At 39.4% G+C, this 19,616-nt stretch carries 17 protein-coding genes; 9 read left to right on the top strand and 8 right to left on the bottom strand.

The features are described from left to right. Window positions 1-119: 119 nt before the first annotated feature. Both VB083_RS02310 and VB083_RS02305 read left to right on the top strand, forming a co-directional pair. Entirely contained in the window at window positions 120-713 is a 594-nt protein-coding gene (locus VB083_RS02310; RefSeq protein ID WP_323401667.1) for a Panacea domain-containing protein, read from the top strand. A 715-nt stretch (window positions 714-1,428) separates the two neighbouring features. Beyond that, complete coding sequence (locus tag VB083_RS02305; RefSeq protein ID WP_323401666.1) at window positions 1,429-2,175, top strand: cyclase family protein; 747 nt, start codon at window positions 1,429-1,431, stop codon at window positions 2,173-2,175. Between the two features lie 88 nt (window positions 2,176-2,263). Here VB083_RS02305 and VB083_RS02300 read toward each other — a convergent pair whose 3' ends face one another. Beyond that, window positions 2,264-3,442 carry an MFS transporter gene (locus tag VB083_RS02300; protein ID WP_213701221.1) on the bottom strand — a complete coding sequence of 393 codons (1,179 nt, stop codon included), beginning with the start codon at window positions 3,440-3,442 and terminating at the stop codon, window positions 2,264-2,266. 11 nt (window positions 3,443-3,453) lie between these two features. Beyond that, on the bottom strand, window positions 3,454-4,629 hold the full coding sequence (locus VB083_RS02295) for a PatB family C-S lyase (protein ID WP_323401665.1): 1,176 nt from the start codon (window positions 4,627-4,629) through the stop codon (window positions 3,454-3,456). A 315-nt stretch (window positions 4,630-4,944) separates the two neighbouring features. On the opposite strand from VB083_RS02295, the gene VB083_RS02290 reads away from it, so the two are divergent. After that, a complete protein-coding gene (locus tag VB083_RS02290; RefSeq protein WP_323401664.1) occupies window positions 4,945-5,814 on the top strand; it encodes a helix-turn-helix domain-containing protein in 870 nt (289 codons plus the stop codon). Continuing rightward, a complete protein-coding gene (locus VB083_RS02285; protein ID WP_323401663.1) occupies window positions 5,811-6,662 on the top strand; it encodes an ATP-binding protein in 852 nt (283 codons plus the stop codon). The genes VB083_RS02290 and VB083_RS02285 overlap by 4 nt, the downstream gene beginning before the upstream one ends. Window positions 6,663-6,684: 22 nt before the next feature. Here VB083_RS02285 and VB083_RS02280 read toward each other — a convergent pair whose 3' ends face one another. The 4 genes from VB083_RS02280 to VB083_RS02265 all read right to left on the bottom strand — a co-directional run bounded on the left by VB083_RS02280 (window position 6,685) and on the right by VB083_RS02265 (window position 8,920). Further along, the gene (locus VB083_RS02280; protein ID WP_213699520.1) at window positions 6,685-7,131 is read right to left on the bottom strand and encodes a type II toxin-antitoxin system HicB family antitoxin; all 447 of its coding nucleotides are present in this window, start codon (window positions 7,129-7,131) and stop codon (window positions 6,685-6,687) included. A gap of 30 nt (window positions 7,132-7,161) precedes the next feature. Then, window positions 7,162-7,362, bottom strand: coding sequence for a type II toxin-antitoxin system HicA family toxin (locus VB083_RS02275; protein WP_323401662.1), 201 nt, complete (start codon window positions 7,360-7,362; stop codon window positions 7,162-7,164). Window positions 7,363-7,399: 37 nt separating this feature from the next. Further along, window positions 7,400-7,603 carry a hypothetical protein gene (locus VB083_RS02270; protein WP_323401683.1) on the bottom strand — a complete coding sequence of 68 codons (204 nt, stop codon included), beginning with the start codon at window positions 7,601-7,603 and terminating at the stop codon, window positions 7,400-7,402. A 201-nt stretch (window positions 7,604-7,804) separates the two neighbouring features. After that, complete coding sequence (locus VB083_RS02265) at window positions 7,805-8,920, bottom strand: EVE domain-containing protein (protein ID WP_213699519.1); 1,116 nt, start codon at window positions 8,918-8,920, stop codon at window positions 7,805-7,807. A 309-nt stretch (window positions 8,921-9,229) separates the two neighbouring features. Here VB083_RS02265 and VB083_RS02260 point away from each other — a divergent pair, with 309 nt between their 5' ends. The 4 genes from VB083_RS02260 to VB083_RS02245 all read left to right on the top strand — a co-directional run bounded on the left by VB083_RS02260 (window position 9,230) and on the right by VB083_RS02245 (window position 16,241). Continuing rightward, complete coding sequence (locus VB083_RS02260; protein WP_213699518.1) at window positions 9,230-10,060, top strand: hypothetical protein; 831 nt, start codon at window positions 9,230-9,232, stop codon at window positions 10,058-10,060. A 206-nt stretch (window positions 10,061-10,266) separates the two neighbouring features. Beyond that, window positions 10,267-11,115 (top strand): hypothetical protein, encoded by an 849-nt coding sequence (locus VB083_RS02255; RefSeq protein ID WP_213699517.1) that lies wholly within the window; start codon window positions 10,267-10,269, stop codon window positions 11,113-11,115. Between the two features lie 696 nt (window positions 11,116-11,811). Further along, window positions 11,812-14,811, top strand: a complete 3,000-nt coding sequence (locus tag VB083_RS02250) for a DEAD/DEAH box helicase (protein WP_213699516.1) — start codon at window positions 11,812-11,814, stop codon at window positions 14,809-14,811. Between the two features lie 305 nt (window positions 14,812-15,116). Next, window positions 15,117-16,241, top strand: a complete 1,125-nt coding sequence (locus VB083_RS02245) for a linear amide C-N hydrolase (RefSeq protein ID WP_323401661.1) — start codon at window positions 15,117-15,119, stop codon at window positions 16,239-16,241. A 65-nt stretch (window positions 16,242-16,306) separates the two neighbouring features. Here the strand turns inward: VB083_RS02245 and VB083_RS02240 are convergent, their stop codons facing one another. Both VB083_RS02240 and VB083_RS02235 read right to left on the bottom strand, forming a co-directional pair. Next, window positions 16,307-17,239, bottom strand: a complete 933-nt coding sequence (locus tag VB083_RS02240) for a hydroxymethylglutaryl-CoA lyase (RefSeq protein ID WP_213701213.1) — start codon at window positions 17,237-17,239, stop codon at window positions 16,307-16,309. After that, on the bottom strand, window positions 17,239-18,435 hold the full coding sequence (locus tag VB083_RS02235; protein WP_323401660.1) for a CoA transferase: 1,197 nt from the start codon (window positions 18,433-18,435) through the stop codon (window positions 17,239-17,241). The genes VB083_RS02240 and VB083_RS02235 overlap by 1 nt, the downstream gene beginning before the upstream one ends. Before the next feature lie 424 nt (window positions 18,436-18,859). On the opposite strand from VB083_RS02235, the gene VB083_RS02230 reads away from it, so the two are divergent. Further along, a complete protein-coding gene (locus tag VB083_RS02230; RefSeq protein ID WP_213699512.1) occupies window positions 18,860-19,540 on the top strand; it encodes a GntR family transcriptional regulator in 681 nt (226 codons plus the stop codon). Window positions 19,541-19,616 lie beyond the last annotated feature (76 nt).

The following is a 19,616-nucleotide window of genomic DNA, read 5'->3' as shown; positions in this document are numbered from 1 at the left end:
TGTACATAATTAGATACAAAGATACATTTGAAAATTATAAAGTGTATTTTGATACTTTATAAGTAGATTTGTGCCTTGAGTTTATTTGGCTCTTTTTATTGTGAAAGGAGGTTAAAGAAGTGATTCCTTATAGGGAAGAAAAGCTTAAAAATGCGATTGCCTATTTTTCTTCAGAATTTTATTCTCGAAAAAAATACTTTCCGCGACAGACTTGGATATATAAATTTCTTACCCTTCTTGATTTTAGAATGCTGAAGAAAACAGGAGTTCCGTGTATTGGCCTAGAATATAATGCAATGAAATATGGCCCAGTTCCTCCCTTATTATATGATGCACGAAATGAACTAAAAACTGATAAATATCGATTTGTTACAACGAGTGATGGCGGAAGCAAAGTTGAGCCCCTTGATGAGCCTGACCTGGATTACTTTTCTGACAATGAACTTGATGTAATGGATGGGATATTAGACGCATATACTCAAGATGATGTCGACCTTGAAACATTGATAAAGGATGCCCATAAAGAAATAAAAGCTTGGAAAAAAGCCTGGGCGATTGCAGAAAAGGTTGGACGAGGGAAAATACCTATGGAGTATGAAGATGAATTTGATGACCTATTTCAGAAAGCAGAGGAGGACCTAACTCCTGAGGAAGAGCGTTTCTTATGTTATAGAGATATAGCGGCTATGGAAGAGGCCGAAGCGGCTTTTTAGCCAGTATATAAAGTTATGGTTATAGGAGATGTTTTTGTTTGGGAACAATACCCATACAATTACGAAGGAAAGCAAAAACGACGTTGGTTTATTTATTTAGGGGCATATAGATATACTCCAGATCCTTTAAATTCTGATTACCCTGTTATGATAATAGCTCCAACAACAACTACACAAACACATTATTACGAAATAGGATCATCTTGATCAACGCACCCTCATGTACGTTTTAAACCAGAAGAAAATTTTGGCTTCTCTGCAGAATGTGTTCTTGATCTTGCTATAGAAAATATAGTAGCTGAACATATTCTTATGAAGGCAGAAAAAGATGGTCAAATAGAAATAAAAGGAAACCTTCCACATACAAAGCTTAGGGAAATCTATACGAAAATATGTGATTCACAGGGTTACTCTCCAATAGCGAAAAGGCAAATTCGTGATAACTTGAATAGAGCAGGCGTTACCGGTTTGCCTAAAGTTAAAAGACGAAAGAGGGGCAGATCTCGATAAGAGATTGTTCCTTTTTCTCTTTTCAAATTTTGCTGCTCGTATATGAGTAACAAATGAACTTCATTAGTTCGTTGACTTTTTTGTTAACTTCCCCTAATGTTTAATTGTAGAAAAACACTGATAATTTCTTAACTTAATACTTTTTCGGAGTCGAAGACTGTTGATGTAAGCAACAACTTTTAAAAAGATTAAGGGGGATGTTGTCATGTTTACTGGTGTGAATTTGTGGGAGGTTCTTTCCAATCTCAAAAAGTGTAAATGGGTTGATCTGACTCACGAATTTGGAGGAGATACTCCTAGGTGGCCAGGTTTTGAACCTGAAAAGATCGAGACACTTTTCAATATAGAAGAACACGGTATTTTTGTTAATAAATTTGCTTTTCCTGGGCAGTATGGTACCCATATGGATGCCCCTGGCCATTTTGCTAAGGGAGGAAGACTTGTAGATAGCATCGAGCTTAAAGAAATGGTTTTGCCAATGGTCGTAATAGATTGCTCCGAAAAGGTACGAAAAAACATTGACTATGAAATGACGATTGAAGATATTGGGGAGTGGAAATCGAAATACGGAAAAATTCCCGAAGGTTCATTTGTTGCGATGAGGACAGATTGGAGTAAAAATTGGCCCGATCAAAATAAGTACTTAGGTAAAGACAGCGAAGGAAATGCCCATTCTCCAGGGTGGTCTTTTGAAGCTTTGAAATTTTTGTACGAAGAAAGAAAAATAAGTGCCAATGGACATGAACCATTCGATACGGATGCGTCGGTGACCCAGGTAAAATATGGATTCCAGGGAGAAAATTATATTCTTCATCAAGATACCTTTCAAATAGAAGTAATGACTAACCTTGACCAGGTACCGCCAAAGGGAGCTATAATTTTTTGTATAGTGCCGAAAGCTAAAGAAGCTCCAGGGTTTCCAGTGCGTGCTTTCGCAATAGTAAACGAGTAAAGTTAAACAAAGGACAGAGAAAATACTATCCTCTGTCCTTTGTAGTATGACTATGTGTTTCATCTAGTTTTTGTCTTTTGCTATGTATCTATGCTTTTTGCCCTTTCCCCCATTTACACAGAATAATAAAGATATTAAGCAGGGGGAATAGAAGTATAAGTGAGAATGCAAACACAATACCTTGCAGGTCAGCTATCTTTCCAACAATGGCCATAGTAAGGCCGCTGAGGCCGTACGCAACTCCCATCAGAAGAGATGTGGCCGTACTTTTTGATTCCGGAGCCAATTCCTGAGCCTGGGCAACGAGAATTGGAGACGAAGATATTAGTAAGGCGTTCCCTACAAGAAAAAGAACGAAGGCCTGCCAGCCTTCAAAGAATAATTCAGGAAAAATAAGTAAAGGGCAGGCTCCTTGGGCAAAAAGTAAAACCTTCTTGTTCCCGTATTTTAAAGCTGCCTTTCCGGCCAGAAGGGGAGATACAACTTTAGCTAACTGGAGAAGGAAAAGAGAAAATCCTACCTTTTCAATGCCTCCCCCCCGAAGAGCGATAAGAAGGGGAAATAAAAACTTTATTCCGTGGTTGGTCATATCTCTAAAGAAAGTAACAGTCCAGATCGGCCAAATATCACTAAAAATATGTTTCGTAGTCTTAAGAAAATGACCTGACTGTTGTTTTTTAATCTTTTCTTTTATTTTATGTACCGATGGAACCAGTATCCAGAATAATATTCCTGTAATGGTTACTGGAACGACAGGAATCATGTTAAGTGGCCAATCATGGCAGTATTTAAAAAGAAATGTTGCATAAAGTGGACTAGCAGAACTTGCTAGAATTCCCACAGTACTAAAAAAAGCGAGCTGAAGAGGCAATTTTTCCAAACTTCCAATATATCCTATGGAGCCGTGCCCCTGAGGGTGGTAGACGGCACTGCCCAACCCCCATATCGACACAAGAATCAAAGTAACTCCGTAAGAAGGAGCCGAAGGAATGAGCGAGGCTCCAAGTGCTGTTAAAATTGGCCCCCAGACGATCATGACTGGACGGGATGTTATGTCTGAAACAAAACCCAAGAACGGCTGGAGAAACATGTTAAATAGTCCAGGCAAAGAAGTCAGTATCCCTGCTTGAGTTACAGAAAGTCCCAGCCTTTCTATCAAAAAGGGCAGAAAAGTCTGCAAAAAAGAGGTGTGCAGATCGTTAAAAAAATGTTGTAAATAAATGAGCGAAAGCTTTTTGTTAGCTGTCATCTTAAGATGTTTTATCAATATAATCTCCTCTATCTATTTTCAATGGCTGTTTTAATTCTGTTGAGTCCTTCGGTGATTGTGGATCTGGGAGCCGCTATGGTCATTCTGGCAAACCCCTCTGTTACTTTGCCGAATTCTGCTCCGTTGTTCATTCCAACGCCAGCTTTATGAACAAGAAATTTCTGAAGTTCCTCTGAAGACAATCCCAGTTCCCTGAAATCGATAAGGGGAACATATGTCCCTTCCGGTTTGATTAGTTTAATAGCGGGAATATTTTCTCTAAGAAACTCTCCGACGAAACGTAAATTTCCGCTGAGATACTCAATTAGTTCTTCTAGCCATTCTTCCCCAGTTGAATAGGCGGCGGCAATGGCTTCTGCTCCAAAGACTGTAACCCCGGCAAGGTGCATTCCAGAGATAAGGTCGTTGTATCTATCTCTAAGATCTTTATTGGGAATTACGACCACAGCAGAACGGAAGCCGGCAAGGTTAAACGTCTTACTGGGTGAAAAACTTGTTATGGTTCTTTCTTCTATATCTCGTGAGATGCTTGCTATTGGAATATGCTTATTGCCTTCGTATACAATGTCTGAATGAACATCGTCAGATACTATAGTGATGTTATTTTTAAGGCATATTTCAGCTATTTCCTCGAGCTCTCTCTTTTGCCATACTCGCCCTGAAGGATTGTGAGGGTTGCAGAGAAAAAGCATTTTTACCCTGGAATTCAGCTTAGCTTTCAGATCATCGAGATTCATGAAAAAGCGCCCGTTGTCGAGAACGAGAGGATTATCTGTTATCCTTCGGCCATTTTCTTCGATGATGTGATAGAAAGGGGCGTAGATTGGTGATTGGATAACAACCCGATCGCCTGGTCTTGTCATGGCAAGCATAGAAAAGACAAGAGAGGGAGTAACGCCTGGAGAGTGGCAAATCCATTCCTTTTTGATATTCCAACCATGGCGGCGAGACATCCAAGAAATAATGGCATCATAAAAATCATCAGGTCTGTTAGGGTATCCGAAAATTCCGTGATCGAGTCTTTTTTTCAGGCGTTCAATCACTTCAGGTGGGGCTTTAAAATCCATGTCGGCTTTCCAAAGAGCTAGAATATCAGGATCACCGAAAACCTTGCCGAGATTATCCCATTTTTGACAAGCTGTACCTCTACGTTCTATTACGTGATCAAAGTTGTATTTACCCATGTGTCTATTCTCCTATGTCAAATGTGTTTTTTCGCGAAGGGGTGCCCATTTTCATGCGTTGGCAGCGGTGAAACATGAGAATTCCCGAGAAGAGAGGTTCGCAAAACATTCTAATATCATGATACTACTTTCAAGAATGGAGTGCCAGTTAAGCGCTCATCCCGAAAACTCCAAATAGAGTCACCCCTTTCACGGTTAGATTTTTTTCACCCCAAAAACTTCAAAAATTTTTCACTTTTTGTTTTTTCAGCGTCACGAGCACACTTATATAGGTAGAGGGAGTCTATTTTTTATATCAGAAAGAGGGGAAGTTACATGACAGACCAAACACTTCTAAACGACACTCGTGATTTTTGGTGGACATGCGTAGACCTCTGCGTCATTCGTGACAAAGACCTTTCTCCTATCGACAAAACCGTCTACGCCGTTCTTTGCAGTTTCGCATCCGTAGGCGAGAGAAAATGTTTTCCCAAAGTGGCAAAAATTGCCGCATATGCGGGGTGCTCAGTGCGCTCCACTCAAGAGAGCCTGAAACGGTTGCAATCTAAAAAATATCTGAGGCGGAATCCTCGGTACAAAAATAAGCGCCAGCTTTCTTCGGAATATATCCTTATCGGCCACCGAGCTGGGGGCGCATCGTCTGCAAGGATGCACGACGTGCACCAGGGGGATGCAGCAAACGAAGTAGCGGAACTAGAATCACTTGAACTAGATACTTCTCTTTCAGAGAAGCGGGAGGAACCCGCGAAAGCACGCTTGAAACAAACAGACGTGGGAGCAGACTTGGAAGCGGACTTAGAAACGGCCTTAAAAGCGGTTCCTCAAGCAATGCGCGCGACGGTAGAGTATTTCTTACTTAAGACTGGAAGAAAGGAAATCACTCTACGGGAACTTTCCGCAATCAAAGCCCTCGAAAAAATTCATGTCCCTGCACGGGTGAACCATGAGATCGCAAAGGCTGTGTCACGATACGAAAAAAGGAAACGTCCGCTGCACACGCTCACCCTCGAATACATTTACGAAAGCTTGAAATACCAGACTTCAGGGCGGAGGGGCAGATCTGAAACGCAAAGGACTTTGACATCTGATGACCCATACGAAAAACAGCGAACGTCTGATTTAAAAGAGTGGGAGGCCAGTCAGCAGAAGGCTCTGCTTGAAAAATACGGAGGTGAGTTGTCATGACAAACGGGGTTCTCTCGTACGTGCAGCGACTTTTCAAAAATCCATCAATAACGGAATCGGATTTATACGGTTCCATGGGAGATTTCATACAGGCTGAAGAGCAGCAACGATTCTGCGCCACGTGTTCGGGAATCGCTCTGTGCAAATACAAAGGGCTCCGATGGTCAGTTTCAGCGAAAAAAATCTTCGGACGGAAAATAATTGTTGCCGAGTTGGGAAAGTGTGTGAACCGCGAGAGAAAGAGTCGGCAGCGGAAAATGGAACGGCTTATTCGGGCGAGCAAGATTCCAAAAGCCATGAAACGCTGTACTTTCGACACCTTCATAACGACCGGAGACCCCATGATCAGAACGGCGAAGGGGCTGGCAATGGCGAGTGTGGAAGACGGCGCCTCCATAATTCTGGGTGGAGGAACAGGTGTGGGGAAGACCCATCTTGCCATCGCCATGGTGCAAGAAACTGTGAGTCGGGGCAGAGAGGCCCTATTCGTGCCGGTGGTGGATTTGCTCGACGAAATTCGGTCAGGCTACGATGAAGGAACCGCAGACGCGATTCAAGAGGCAGTGAAGGAGGCGGATTGCGTGGCTTTCGACGATTTGGGGGCGCAGAGATCGACGAGTTGGGTGAGTGAGCGGCTTTTTTCTGTTATTGACGCGCGATACAGGTTGGGGAAGCAGACAGTCATAACAACAAATGCGTGCTCTATGTCGCAGCTTGAAAAAATGTTGGGAGAAAGGGGCGCGCGGATCGTTTCGCGACTAACGGAAATGGCGCAGCCCCTGTTTATTAAGGCCCGGGATTTCAGAACACGCAAAAATGTGCAGCAGCGCCTTCCTGTTGGGAAGTAGCGGTGGCGTGCATTTGTTTTAATCATGCAGCAGTGGGATCAGGATGTGAAGATGGGGTTTCAGCTTTAATATCTATACCGAGTTCTTGTGCGATTGCAACTTGAAGCATCAAACTATAATTTTTTATTCCCGCTTCTTTGGCGGCACGATCCATCCATGCAGGTATTGTAAGCGTCTTTTTTACGCTGTATTCTTTTACAGATGCGCGAATGAGTGGCATCCAAACATCAACAAGTACGCAGATTGTTCCTTTTTTCTGTGGCAAACTTTTAATAGATGACGGAGCGGGAATTGATTCGCCATCAACTTCCATGCCGTAGAGATGTAGTCCCAACGCTTCTTTTGCGCATTTGATAGCATTTGTTTCATCTTTGCCTACCGTAACACAGCCAGGCAAATCGGGAAATGTTACTCCCACTTGGTTTTCTTCATAGTGAAAAAGTGCTGGGTAAATATAGCGGTCTGCCATTGTCATATTCCTCCTCTGGGGCAGGAATCGTTACTTGAGTCGTATCCCTGCTTGTTTCTCAATGCTTTTTAGTAAGGCTCCTGAAATATCTTTTTCTGGATGTTTTACCGTAACTTTTCCTTTTTTATGAGGGTGTTTAAATTGGACGTGATCTCCAATGGAAGCAACTTTCTCCCATCCTTTTGCTTTCAGCATGGCAATGATTTCTCTTGACGATATCGTACGACCCAATCCACAGCCCCCTTTTTGATGTTTCTATTGTAGCTTTTTAATACGTATTGTCAATACGTATTAAAAAGCTAGTAGGGGCTTCCCTTGAAAGTGTGTTGTTGATTTTTGATGGATCTGCGGTTCCGATAGTGTCGGCAAGTGTAACGCCGTCCACTCCTATTTCAAAAACGGTATCTAAAATCTTTATTACGGCTTCAGGGTCAATGGCTCCTTCGAAGGGGCAATCAAAGTTGACATGTATATCAGTACGTGTCGATAGGTTACAATCTATTTTAGTACGTTCTAATACGCACTAAAATGAGACATGACTTACCGTATTCTAGAGGCTGTGGTTCTGACATGAGAGGAAGCTAATTTAAGTTAAAGCCAAAATTTTACTATATTTATAACTCGAAATTTTAAAAATGGAAGTAACTATAATGATTCCTTCCCTTATTTTTAACTAAATTTCGTCTCCTTCACAGCTTATAGCAATTTTTTGTATAAAATTTGGTTTCATAACGTCAAGCATGCTTTTATGTCTATCAAATGTTTCTTTCAATGTGGAATAAGGAATAAATTTGCATATTTTCGGGAGCGGTTTCTTCAATTTTGCAAAAGTAGGCCTCATGATTTCCTCAAAAACCTTATCTTGCCTTTCATCTGGCGCGACCAAAAAAAGCTTTATATTGATATTAGGTTGCATGCATATAAGATCTGACATTCTCAGCAAGCCTGAATAAATGGACGTTGTATGTTCCACTTCAAAAGCAGCCTCAATAGAATCTCCTTGAAGCCATAGAACATCAATTAGCTGAATTGTTCTATTGGTGGCATCATCAAACTGATTAGGCAACTCGGTTCGCATACCTTTTATATCCTTAAAGAGTTTTCCGTTGAACTCTTTGTTTTTATCATTTCGTGCTACCCACACATCTAAACCAAGCCTAGAACCAATCTCAAGAAGCAACCATTGAATTTGTTCGTGGGTAACGGTGTTTCCCTCAGGTTTTTGAATATTCTTCAACTCGGGCGAATGAGTCTCTTCATTGTTTTCTGTTTCTGGAATAGTTACAATACCGTTCTTTGTTTCATATGTTTTAGGTGTTCTAAAATATTTCTTTTTATCAAAATCCCTAGATACAGGATTATCCTTTGCTTTAATGATTTCTTTGATTATTAATTCGCCATCGTGCGGATGAAATTTTTGTGGTGAACCTCTAAGGAATCCACCCCAGGCACTTGATGACGTCAGCTTTTCGTAATTGAGATGCTCTATTAAGTTACGTGGAACAGCCGCTTCGGGAGTAAGTTTATGAACTACTTTGACATTGAATCGAACGGGGAATAGTTGATTTTCCCATATAGGTTTATTGTCAATAAAAACCTCTGACATTACTTCCAAAACTCCAATAAATCTTTGGACGCCAGTTATATAGCAGATAAAGTAATCTCCAGCTTTGACCCTTTTGCATGTTGTTTTACGTGTTTCTCTGAAACCAGAGACGTTAGCCCCGGCCTTAAGAAACTCTTCCCAAGTTTTTCCAGTAAATGAATCTAACCAATACGATCTCCCCATATGAATCGCCTTCCTTAAAATAAACTGCATTAGGAAAATGTATCTTTCACTTAAAATATTAAGTTAATTTAAACAAATAAGCAAGGAAACTCTAGATAATTTGAAAATCTAACGTTTTTTGCTGTTTTTTAATCGGTTGGTGAGATTAGTGTAAAGATCTATTTTGCATAGCAAAACGCCATTCATATTGTGTGGTTTTGTGCTACAATAATATTGTATAAATAATCACGAAAAATACAATTGTATTTGATAAGGCAATATTCCATTTTTATATTCTAATAAAAATCTTATTAATGGAGGCTGCAGAAAATGGGATCTAATTCAATTTCCGAAGATTTAATGTTTAATACGATAAGATTGAAGACAAAAAATGGTTCATTAGGAACGGGGTTTTTTTTCAACTTTCTTATTGATGATTCTATCATTCCAGCAATCATCACAAATAAACATGTAATAAATAATAACCCCAAAGAAGATGTGACCTTTTTTTTACATTTGAAAGAAAAAAATAAATCTACAGAAGAAAATTTTCAGGTAAATTATTGTACGGATTGGATATTCCATCCTACTCAAGATTTATGCATGGCGTTTGCAAACCCCATGTTTGAAAAAGTTAAAGATCTTACGAAAAAGGATGTATTTTTTAAAGCTATCAATGAAGGTTTTGTTTACAATGAGTCTCAATTGAAAGAATTAAGAGCATTAGAAGAAGTAGTGATGGTAGGTTATCCTATTGGGTTGTGGGATAAAAATAATAATCTTCCTATTTTCAGAACAGGATCTACTGCTTCTCATCCGGCTTATGATTTTAATGAGAAGGGAATTGGGTTAGTTGATATGGCATGTTTCCCAGGATCTTCTGGCTCTCCTATCTACATCATGAATGAAATAAGTTATATTGATAAAAAAGGGACCATCCACATGGGATCAAGTAGACTGATATTTTTAGGGATTTTATATTCAGGAGCATCTCTAGATGCAAAAGGGGAAATTTTAGTTGAAAGTATTCCTACTCAACAAACAATATTTTCTAAAACAAAATTAATGACAAATTTGGGTTACTATATAAAAGCACATGAATTAAGTGAATTTCGTGAAACTATTAAGCAAAAGTTGAATAGCGTTATTCGTAAAGAGTGAGATTCCCATTCATGAATAATTCATGAAAGTTGCAAAGAGATTGTTAAAAATTGATAGAACTAATTAGAAATAACAATGAGGCTGTATGAGTATGTGATTGATATGAAAAAAAGGAAGATGTTTAGTCATAAGGTTTTTTAATCTAATTCTAATACTTGGTTTAGTAGAAGATGTTGAACAATAAATTAATGTAAGGATAGATGACAATGGATATATTTTCTAATCGTGAAATTGCATCTTGTATTTGGCTGGTTGTTCTAATTGTCTTTGCCTTTACATGGCATCAATCAAGAGAATCAGCTTTATATGTAATAAAAGCGGCACTAGCACCTAAGATACGTATTATATTTATTATTATGATAGCTTCAGGAGTTGTTATTATTCTTTTAGGTTCTCGTATGCCTATTTGGAAATGTGGTTATATAAAAGATATTTCTATTTGGGTGATATTTGTTGGGATCACTGAATGTTTTGGAGCTATAACAAATGAAGATAACGATGAGTACTTTATTGATATGCTTAAAAAGAACTTTAAAGTGGTGACTCTTTTCGAATTTTTTTTAAATACGCATTCATATAGTCTTATAAATGAATTAATATTATTACCGATTTTAACATGTATTTGTATAATTATTGTTACTAACCAAGATGAAAAATGGAAAGTGAGATATGGTGCTTTAGCTGTTTTGTGCTTTATTTTATTTTGGGTGTTAATGGATACGTTTAAAAATTTCATTAATGAATATACGAATATAAACATGATAGATTTATGTATAAGCTTTCTTATACCTATTATACTTTCTTTTCAATATGTTCCAATTGCTTATGGTCTTGCTGTTATGACAAAGTATGAGACACTGTTCATTCGTATGAGTTCGAAAGAGCCTGAAGATTCTGTGATTACGAGGCGGCATAGATGGAAGATTTTTAAAATGTGTAGGTTTTCGTGCAGAAAAATAAGTATTTTTGAGAAAAAGTATGTATGTAAGATGTACCGTGGCATGAGTGACAGCGATTTTGATAGTTTAGTTAACAAATTTAATATGTTGCTATAGTAATAAATTTGTCTATTTCAATAATATATATACATAAAGTTTAACAGTGCTCTTTTAGGTGATATTGTTTATGTTTATAGTGTTATGTAGCTGGAAGAGGACAACTCTTTGTTTTCTTTGAATCATGTTCGTATGATGTTGAATTTTTTTAATGCTGATAGAGTGAGTTAGCACCATCGTCAGGTAGTGTTGTGCTCATTTAAAACTGATCTATTGTTGTCCAATTCAAGTTTGGCGCTGTGTCTATTCGTAATTTTAGAGCGTTATATCTTTAGCTAAATTAGGGAAAAATTCTCAATCCATATGGATATGCTTATTCTTAACAAATCATGTTCACCGTTTAATACGTTCATGGAGTACCTTTGGCGATACAAGTTGCTGTTTGGACTCATTTATCTAACAAACACTATTTTGTTTATTGTCTATTGCTTATCTAGTTTTAAAAGGTGTTATGAGGTTAACCTTTAGTATTTAAATTTTTATACTTAGCTCATACAAATGCTAGGAATTGGATTTTTTGTTTTAGAGAATCAAGTAAATTTTGAGCTTTATTCCAGATGTTTTCTCTCCAAGCATATTTGCACTCTTTTATATTGTTCAACCACTAATGTAATTTAAAAAATAATCCAAGTTTTTAACGAAGAAAACATTGTGTTAAATAGCCATAAATTGGTTGATTAAAAGGGAGGAAAAGACTTGGAAATAAAAGAAAGCAATCTAAGAGGAAATCGTTTTTCTGGATTTATAGAAAATGGTAATTATCTTTCTGCTAAAGTAGTGTCGGAGAGTTGGGTTGGCGGATTTATTGACAAAGTTGCAAGTGATAGTGCAACTACAGGATTAAGATCTCCTCAATTTGGAGCTTTATGTGCTATACGAGCCAATTGGACTATAAATAAAAATGCTTTGACAGTTGTTATGCCAACAGGAACAGGAAAAACAGAAACTATGCTAGCGACAATTGTTGCAGAAAAAATTCTTAGAACTTTGATTGTTGTTCCTTCTGATTTCTTAAGAACTCAGATTTATGAAAAAGCTTGTCACTGGGGAGTTTTGCTTGATATAGGAAATCTTAGAGAAACAGTTCTAAAGCCAAATGTGTTATTGCTTAAAAAGGGAATAAAAGATAGTCAAACGTTTAGATCGGCAGTGGAATCTGCAAATATTATTATCACAACTATGAGTTTGGTAAATAATATGAATGAAGATTACAAAAAATATCTAGCTGAAATTTGTTCTTTATTAATAGTGGACGAAGCTCATCATATTAGTTCGAAAACGTGGAGGACTTTCAAAAGTTACTTTAAAAGAAATCGGGTATTGCAATTCACTGCAACTCCGTTTAGATCTGATGGGAATAAAATTGACGGAGACATTGTATATAACTTTCCTTTAGCTTTAGCCCAAAAGCACGGATATTTTGAAGAAATTGAATTTGCCCCTGTTGAAGAATTTGACGAAAATAAAAAAGACAATGTGATTGCACAAAAAGCCGTTCAAGTTTTAGAAAGAGATTTGGATAATGGATTACAACACATATTGTTGGTTAGGGCGAAATCGATAAAGCGAGCTCGTGAATTATACGAGAATATCTATTCTAGAAGGTATTTACAATATAATCCGGTCCTTGTAGAAAGTAAAATGAGCTTAAGGGAAAAACGAGAGAATCTGGAGGCTATATGCTCCTTAAATTCTCACATCGTTGTTTGTGTTGATATGTTTGGAGAAGGGGTAGATATTCCAAACTTGAAGATTGTAGCAATACATGACAAATATAAATCTATTCCAATAACATTACAATTTATAGGAAGATTTGCAAGAACAAGAAAAGATTTAGGTCATGCCACTATAGTGACGAATATTGCAGATGATGAGATAGTAGAAGCAATTGAAGACATGTATGAAAAAGATACTGATTGGAATAAGTTGTTACCATTAAAATATAGCGAATTTATAGAGCGTGAAATAGTTTTGCAAAATTTAGTGAATCATTTTGATGGGGCAGCAAAAGATATCATAAATTTGAAGCAAATGCGCCCGAAAGTAAGTATGATTGCATATCACACAAAAGATGAGACATGGAATTGGGGTAAATGGGTAAAAGTATTTGATGAAAGTACTTGTTGTTGTATGGATAATCAGGACGATAAAATATTAGTAGTTATTGAACCTAGGGAATCTAGTGTACGTTGGTCTACTCAGCAGAATATTTCGGATTTAATGTGGAATTTTTATGTGGTTTATTGGAATCAAGATAAGAACGTTGTATTTTTAAATGCTAGTGATAAGTATAAAGGTTATGCGTTAGTATCTAAAATTTTTCGGTCTGGGGTGACAGTAATTAAATCCGAACAAGTTTTTAGATGTTTGTATGGAATAAATAGATTAGCTCTTGTTACTGTGGGCTTAAATTCTGGGATAGATGGCCCAATCAGATATAAGATGTTTGCGGGTATTGATGTTGCTAAAGGAATATCTGAGTCTACAAAAAATAATTGCTATAAGTCTAATATATTTGGCATTGGTTACAATGGAAATGGGAAAGTTAGTATAGGTTGTTCATATAAAGGTGTTATATGGTCCAAATGGGTTGAAAGTTTAGCTTTTTGGAAAAATTGGTGCGATGAAATTATAGATAAAATCCTTGATGAATCTATTAATGTTAAAGAAATTATGGACGGAGTGCTTATACCTGAAATAATTAAAAATTTACCTTCGCAAGAACCTTATAGAATTGACTGGCCTGATGTTTTAAATTTTAAAATTAATAAAAAAATAGTGTTATCTAATTTAGAAGGGGACTATCCAATTGAAGAACTAGACATAGCGTTAATAGTGCAATCTCAAGACAATCTATTATTTGAAGTAAAGAATGATTTTTTTAAAGAAACATTTAGTTTAGAAATAGGTGCTGATGGGTATCGTATTACATCAAAAGGGCCATGCCATTCAAAGATAAGAATTGGAAATCAAACTAGTCTTGACCTCGACTCTTATTTTAATGAAAACCCTCCAACTATTTGGTATGTAGATTGTTCTTCAATACAAGGAAATGTACGAATTAACTTATCGAAGGAGCCTGGAGGAGAGTTCCCAGCATCTAGTGTTGTGAAGTGGGATTGGGGAGCTAAAGGTGTTAATATTCGTACTGAATCCCAACTAGAAAAACATAATTACACTAAAAAGACAGAATCCATTCAGTATGCTCTTATTAGCGAGATGAGAGAAAACGGGGTATATTCTATTGTTTTCGACGATGATGGACCTGGTGAAATAGCTGATGTAATAGGGATTCGTGAACAAGAAAGAACGGTTCGTATAGACTTATTTCATTGTAAATTTTCTAGTGAAGATACTCCAGGAGCTCGCCTTTTGGATCTTTATGAGGTTTGTGGTCAAGCTGAAAAAAGTGTTAAGTGGAGAGGAAAGGCAGTTGAAATGATCGGTCGGATGGAAAATCGAGAAAGAAAAAGGCTTAAAGAAAGCAAACCTTCACGTTTCGAGGTCGGTGATATTTCCAAACTTCATAAGATCAAAAATAAATTGTTTATACAAGAAACAGAGATGTTCATTACGATAGTACAACCGGGGGTAGATAGTAGTCTTCTTACTTCTGAGATGCACAGCCTATTAGTTGCGTCTCAAGCTTTTTGTATGGACACATATTCCGTACCTTTACGTTTGATTTGTAGTTGATTCTCGGCTTTGCTAAACACAAATTTTTTACGTAATCACAGCGATTACGTAAGCTCTCTTTGTCTCGATACCTCCTAAGCCCCGCATCCCTCCAACTTGACAATCCCTTTTTGTATAAATATATTAAAATGAACTATACCAACTCTAATCTAGTATAGACTTCTTCCGTTGCCATAAAAGCATACGACACAGCAATTTCTTACCCAATCTATCATCTAACCTATACACTCAGCCTTCAAGCCAGATCAATGTATCCATGCGAAAAGAACGTTTTTGCTAGATTCCACCAGAAAGGATGATGCTTTATGAACAGAAAAGCTCGGATCTGGCCCAAAACGCAGCAGCCCCAATCCCGCCACTATAACCACCACTATAACCGCCACTGCCACCACTCTTTACATCTATCAATCTTCCTCGCCGTTGCACTCATCTTTTTAATCGGATTTCAAGCCCACGCCTGCACTCGAATTCTCTATGAAACTGGCACAAATAACTACATCGTCGGGCGAACTATGGACTGGTACGACGATACAAAAACCGACCTATGGGCTTTTCCGCGCAGCTTGAAACGAGATGGAGGCTGTGGTTCCAACTCCATTACATGGACGTCAAAATTTGGTTCGCTTGTAGCAGATATTTACAATACGGGAACAGTAGACGGAATCAACGATGCCGGACTCATCGTCAACGTTTTGTACCTTTCCGAATCCGACTATGGAGACGCCAAGGCGTCAGGACGCCCGTTACTCTCGATTGGCGCCTGGGGGCAATATATTCTCGACAACTACGCTACTGTTGCGGAAGCCGTAAATTCCCTCAAAAAAGAGCCCTTTTCTATCGTTGCGCCACCTCTCCCCGGAGGAAAAGCAGCCAGCGGCCATGTTGCAATCGCAGACACATCGGGCGACAGCGCCATCTTCGAATACATCGAAGGCAAACTTGTAACTCACCACAATCGCGCATACGTGGTCATGACCAACTCGCCTCCCTTTAATGAGCAACTGGCTATCGATAGCTATTGGAAGAGCGTCGGCGGCATGAAGTTTTTACCTGGAACCCACCGAGCTTCAGACCGTTTCGCTCGCATCAGCTGGAACCTCGACGCCACCCCCAAAGTAGACTCTCCAGAACGCGCCATCGCGACAGTTTTCTCTTTAATACGCCACATATCAGTTCCCTTGGGAATCGTCGACCCGGAAAAACCGAATCTCTCTTCCACACTCTGGCGCACAGTGGCGGACACTAAAGCCCGTCGCTACTATTTTGAGTCGGTGCTGACTCCTGCTGTATTTTGGGTGGATTTGGAAAAGTTGAATCTGAAGGAAGGGGCGAAACCCACGAAACTCGACTTGAGCAGCAATCCCATTCTCTCTGGCGAAGTCTCAAGTAAATTCACCCCAACGGAACCCTTCCCGTTCCTTTCGGAATGATATAAAAAGGCTTCTGCGAACTGGCGAAAAACCTGTTCACAGAAGCCTCTCTTATTTTACAGTTTCTACAGTTGATGGCAACAGTTGACGCTTTCCCTTCCAATATTGCTGGCAGACAAGTGACTTGTAACGTGCAGCCCATATGCTTCCATATCTCTGGCTACAGATATCACCTTAAGCAGATCAACGCCCGTCTTGACGCCTATTTTCTCTAAGAAGTTGACGAGATCTTCGGTAGCGAGGTTTCCTGCGGCGCCAGGAGCGAACGGACATCCTCCAAGTCCGCCCGTTGCCGAATCAAAGCGGCTGAACCCAAGTTGTAGTGCGGTAAGGGTGTTAACCATGGCCATGCCGTGGGTATCGTGAAGGTGGAGGAAGAAGGGATAGTCTCCATAGTTTTCTCTGATTCGTGAAAGTGTGTTGTTGATTTTTGATGGATCTGCGGTTCCGATAGTGTCGGCAAGTGTAACGCCGTCTACTCCTATTTCAAAAACGGTATCTAAAATCTTTATTACGGCTTCAGGGTCAATGGCTCCTTCGAAGGGGCAATCAAAGGTGGTGGCCACAGATACGCATAATTTGCATTCTCCCTTTATTGCTGCGACTTTTTTGAGCTCCTCCAAGGATTCCGCTACGGTTTTGCGAGTATTTGATTTATTGTGTGATTCGCTGGCTGAAAGAACAAAGTTAATCCAATCGGGGTTTGCTTTGAGTGCATTCTCGGCGCCTCTCAAGTTAGGAATGAGCGCTACGGATTCTATCCTATCCTTCCAATTCTTGTTAAACTCTTCCATGACTTCGGCAGCATCGGCCATTTGGGGAATGGCTTTGGGACTCACAAACGAAGTGACTTCCATTACCGAAATTCCCGTCTTTGCCAAGTCGTTTATGAATTTCACCTTATCCTCTGTGGGGATAAAGTCTTTTACGCTCTGGAAACCATCTCTGGGACATACTTCGCGTATAATTGCCGAGCTCGGCGCCTGAAGATGTGTCATTAGAGAATTTTTCTCCTTTCCAGCTCTTTCACTTCTTCCTCGTCCATATCGAGAAGTTCTTTCAGAATTTCAACATTGTGCTCTCCCAAAAGAGGGGAGTGGGTTCTTATGGTCGGAGGCGTGTCAGAAAGTTTGATATGGCTGCCTGTGATCGTCAGTTCCCCGGCAATTGGATGGCTGGTCTTTACGAACATTTCTCGGTCTCCGGCAATGTGGGGATCTTTGACGATCTGGTCGATTGACATAATGGGTGCGCATGGAATTCCGGCGTCGTTAATCAAGTCGAAAGCTTCCTGAACGGTGTGTTTTGTGGTCCATTCCTCGACGATAACCTTGAGTTCTTCATTTCTGGCGACTCGGTCTTTTACTTCAAGATATTCGGGAGCTTCGGCCAATTCAGGTCGTTCCATCACCGAGCAGAGGTTTTTCCATAATTTATTGTTGGCAGCGCCTATAACAAGACTTCCGTCTGAAGCTTTGAAGGAATCGTAAGGGTAGGTGGATTCGTAGCGGTTTCCTATTCTTTGAGGAATACGCCCCTCGATGAGGTAGATCATATTGATAATTTCGAGGCTGGCAACGGCGGAATCCACGAGCGCAATATCTACCTTTTGGCCCACTCCTGTGAGATTTCTTGCGTTGACTGCTGCGAGAATGCCGATAGCGCAGGAAAGACCTGCCAGAACATCGCCCATCGCCGTTCCGGTTCGTGTTGGTTCTCCCCCCGGCCAACCAGTTGTGCTCATAAGTCCGCTCATGGCCTGGGCGATAATATCGTAACCGGGACGCATCTTGTAGGGGCCCGTATGTCCGAACCCTGAAATTGCGGCGTAAATAATTCGGGGATTGATTTCTTTCAAAGGCTCATAGCCAATGCCGAGATTTTCCATTGTGCCTGGCCGGAAGTTTTCTGTTACAATGTCAGCTTTTTTAACCATTTCAAGGAAGAGTTCTTTCCCTTGCGGATCTTTCAAATTCAGGGTCATTCCTCTTTTGTTTCTATTGAGATTCATGTAGTAGGCGCTTTCGCCGTTCAGAAATGGTCCCATTGAGCGAGTATCATCACCACTATCTGCCCGTTCGATCTTTATAACATCGGCTCCCATATCGGCAAGAATCATAGTGCAGAAAGGACCTGCCAATACACGAGTGAGGTCAAGCACCTTCAGATTTGTTAGCGCACCTTTTGTCTCCATTGAATCCTCACGCCCTTCTGGATAATAGTTGCATACATGTTTAGTGCTCCACGTAAAGAACCTGAAACCGCGCACAACGTTATTATTGCTGCTTTGCGTTACTGCAATTTCACCTAGCGAGAGAGGAGATCCTGTATTAAACCGTTCCTTTTATGGAAGAGCGGTATTGTTTAAGTATGTAGTGAGGTTGGATTTATGAAGTTTTGTTGGGATGCGATTTTTCTTTTACATTTAGTCGACTGTCGACAAAAATTATATATTGATATTTTATTTTGTCAATAAAACCAAGTTGTGTTTTTTCGATTATTAGACAAGTTGCAAATATTTTATCAATGCTGTATAGTAATAAACCATAAGTCGACTGTCGACTATTTAGAATCTTATCACATCTTCCCAGTATAAAAAACAAGAGGGGTAGAAAAATATGGTTTCGACAAAACCTTATTTTAATGAAACTGTTACATCCAAAGTAATGGACTACCTTAAAAAACAAATTCTTGTCTCCAAAAAGTATAAAAAGGGAGACAAAATTATCGAATCCCAAATAGCAGAAGAACTTAATATTAGCCGCTCTCCTGTGAGAGAGGCCATTCAACGTCTCGAAAGCCAGGGATTGGTGACAACCATTCCTCGAAAAGGGGCCTTTGTTACTCAATTTTCGATAAAAGAGATGGAGGAGATATATGCACTTCGTTATCTTTTAGAGGGAAGCATTTACGAGGTTCTCATCAATGAAAATCTTTTAAAAGAAGAGGATTACGAGCATCTTTCCGGCCTTATTGACCAGATGGTAGAAGTCGCAAGATCTGATATGTCTACAGGCGAAAAGGTTCTGGCCTTCTTGAAAAAAGACATTGAATTTCACCGCTATACCTGGTTGAAGGCAAATCGTCCCCGAACGTTAAGTATCCTTTCTGACTTGTATCATCAGTTGGAATTGGGGATGCTTGATGATTTAATCCATGCGAAAAGTTTGGAAGTTACAGCTCTCAGTCACTATAGAATCGTAGAGTTCTTGAAAAGCGGAGAGCTTGAAAAACTTAAAGAGAGTAGATCTTGGAGCCTTTTCGCAAGAAGGCTCGAAAATGTTAAAGAAGGGAGTTAAATTTTTTTAGTGTAAGGTAGTGTCGACTGTCGACTCTTCGCACATGACATGATGCCCACGAATCAAAAATATTGGA

This window comes from Aminobacterium sp. (assembly GCF_034926885.1).
Lineage (GTDB): Bacteria > Synergistota > Synergistia > Synergistales > Aminobacteriaceae > Aminobacterium.
Note: the sequence above shows the minus strand (reverse complement) of the source record. Positions and strands in the feature narration are given on the sequence as shown.

What these genes read in the sequence shown, in the direction of transcription:
- VB083_RS02305 (WP_323401666.1), top strand. Translation starts at nt 1,429, where the DNA reads ATGTTTACTGGTGTGAATTTGTGGGAGGTTCTTTCCAATCTCAAAAAG.
- VB083_RS02295 (WP_323401665.1), bottom strand. Translation starts at nt 4,629, where the DNA reads ATGGGTAAATACAACTTTGATCACGTAATAGAACGTAGAGGTACAGCT.
- VB083_RS02290 (WP_323401664.1), top strand. Translation starts at nt 4,945, where the DNA reads ATGACAGACCAAACACTTCTAAACGACACTCGTGATTTTTGGTGGACA.
- VB083_RS02285 (WP_323401663.1), top strand. Translation starts at nt 5,811, where the DNA reads ATGACAAACGGGGTTCTCTCGTACGTGCAGCGACTTTTCAAAAATCCA.
- VB083_RS02280 (WP_213699520.1), bottom strand. Translation starts at nt 7,131, where the DNA reads ATGGCAGACCGCTATATTTACCCAGCACTTTTTCACTATGAAGAAAAC.
- VB083_RS02265 (WP_213699519.1), bottom strand. Translation starts at nt 8,920, where the DNA reads ATGGGGAGATCGTATTGGTTAGATTCATTTACTGGAAAAACTTGGGAA.
- VB083_RS02260 (WP_213699518.1), top strand. Translation starts at nt 9,230, where the DNA reads ATGGGATCTAATTCAATTTCCGAAGATTTAATGTTTAATACGATAAGA.
- VB083_RS02255 (WP_213699517.1), top strand. Translation starts at nt 10,267, where the DNA reads ATGGATATATTTTCTAATCGTGAAATTGCATCTTGTATTTGGCTGGTT.
- VB083_RS02245 (WP_323401661.1), top strand. Translation starts at nt 15,117, where the DNA reads ATGAACAGAAAAGCTCGGATCTGGCCCAAAACGCAGCAGCCCCAATCC.
- VB083_RS02240 (WP_213701213.1), bottom strand. Translation starts at nt 17,239, where the DNA reads ATGACACATCTTCAGGCGCCGAGCTCGGCAATTATACGCGAAGTATGT.
- VB083_RS02235 (WP_323401660.1), bottom strand. Translation starts at nt 18,435, where the DNA reads ATGGAGACAAAAGGTGCGCTAACAAATCTGAAGGTGCTTGACCTCACT.
- VB083_RS02230 (WP_213699512.1), top strand. Translation starts at nt 18,860, where the DNA reads ATGGTTTCGACAAAACCTTATTTTAATGAAACTGTTACATCCAAAGTA.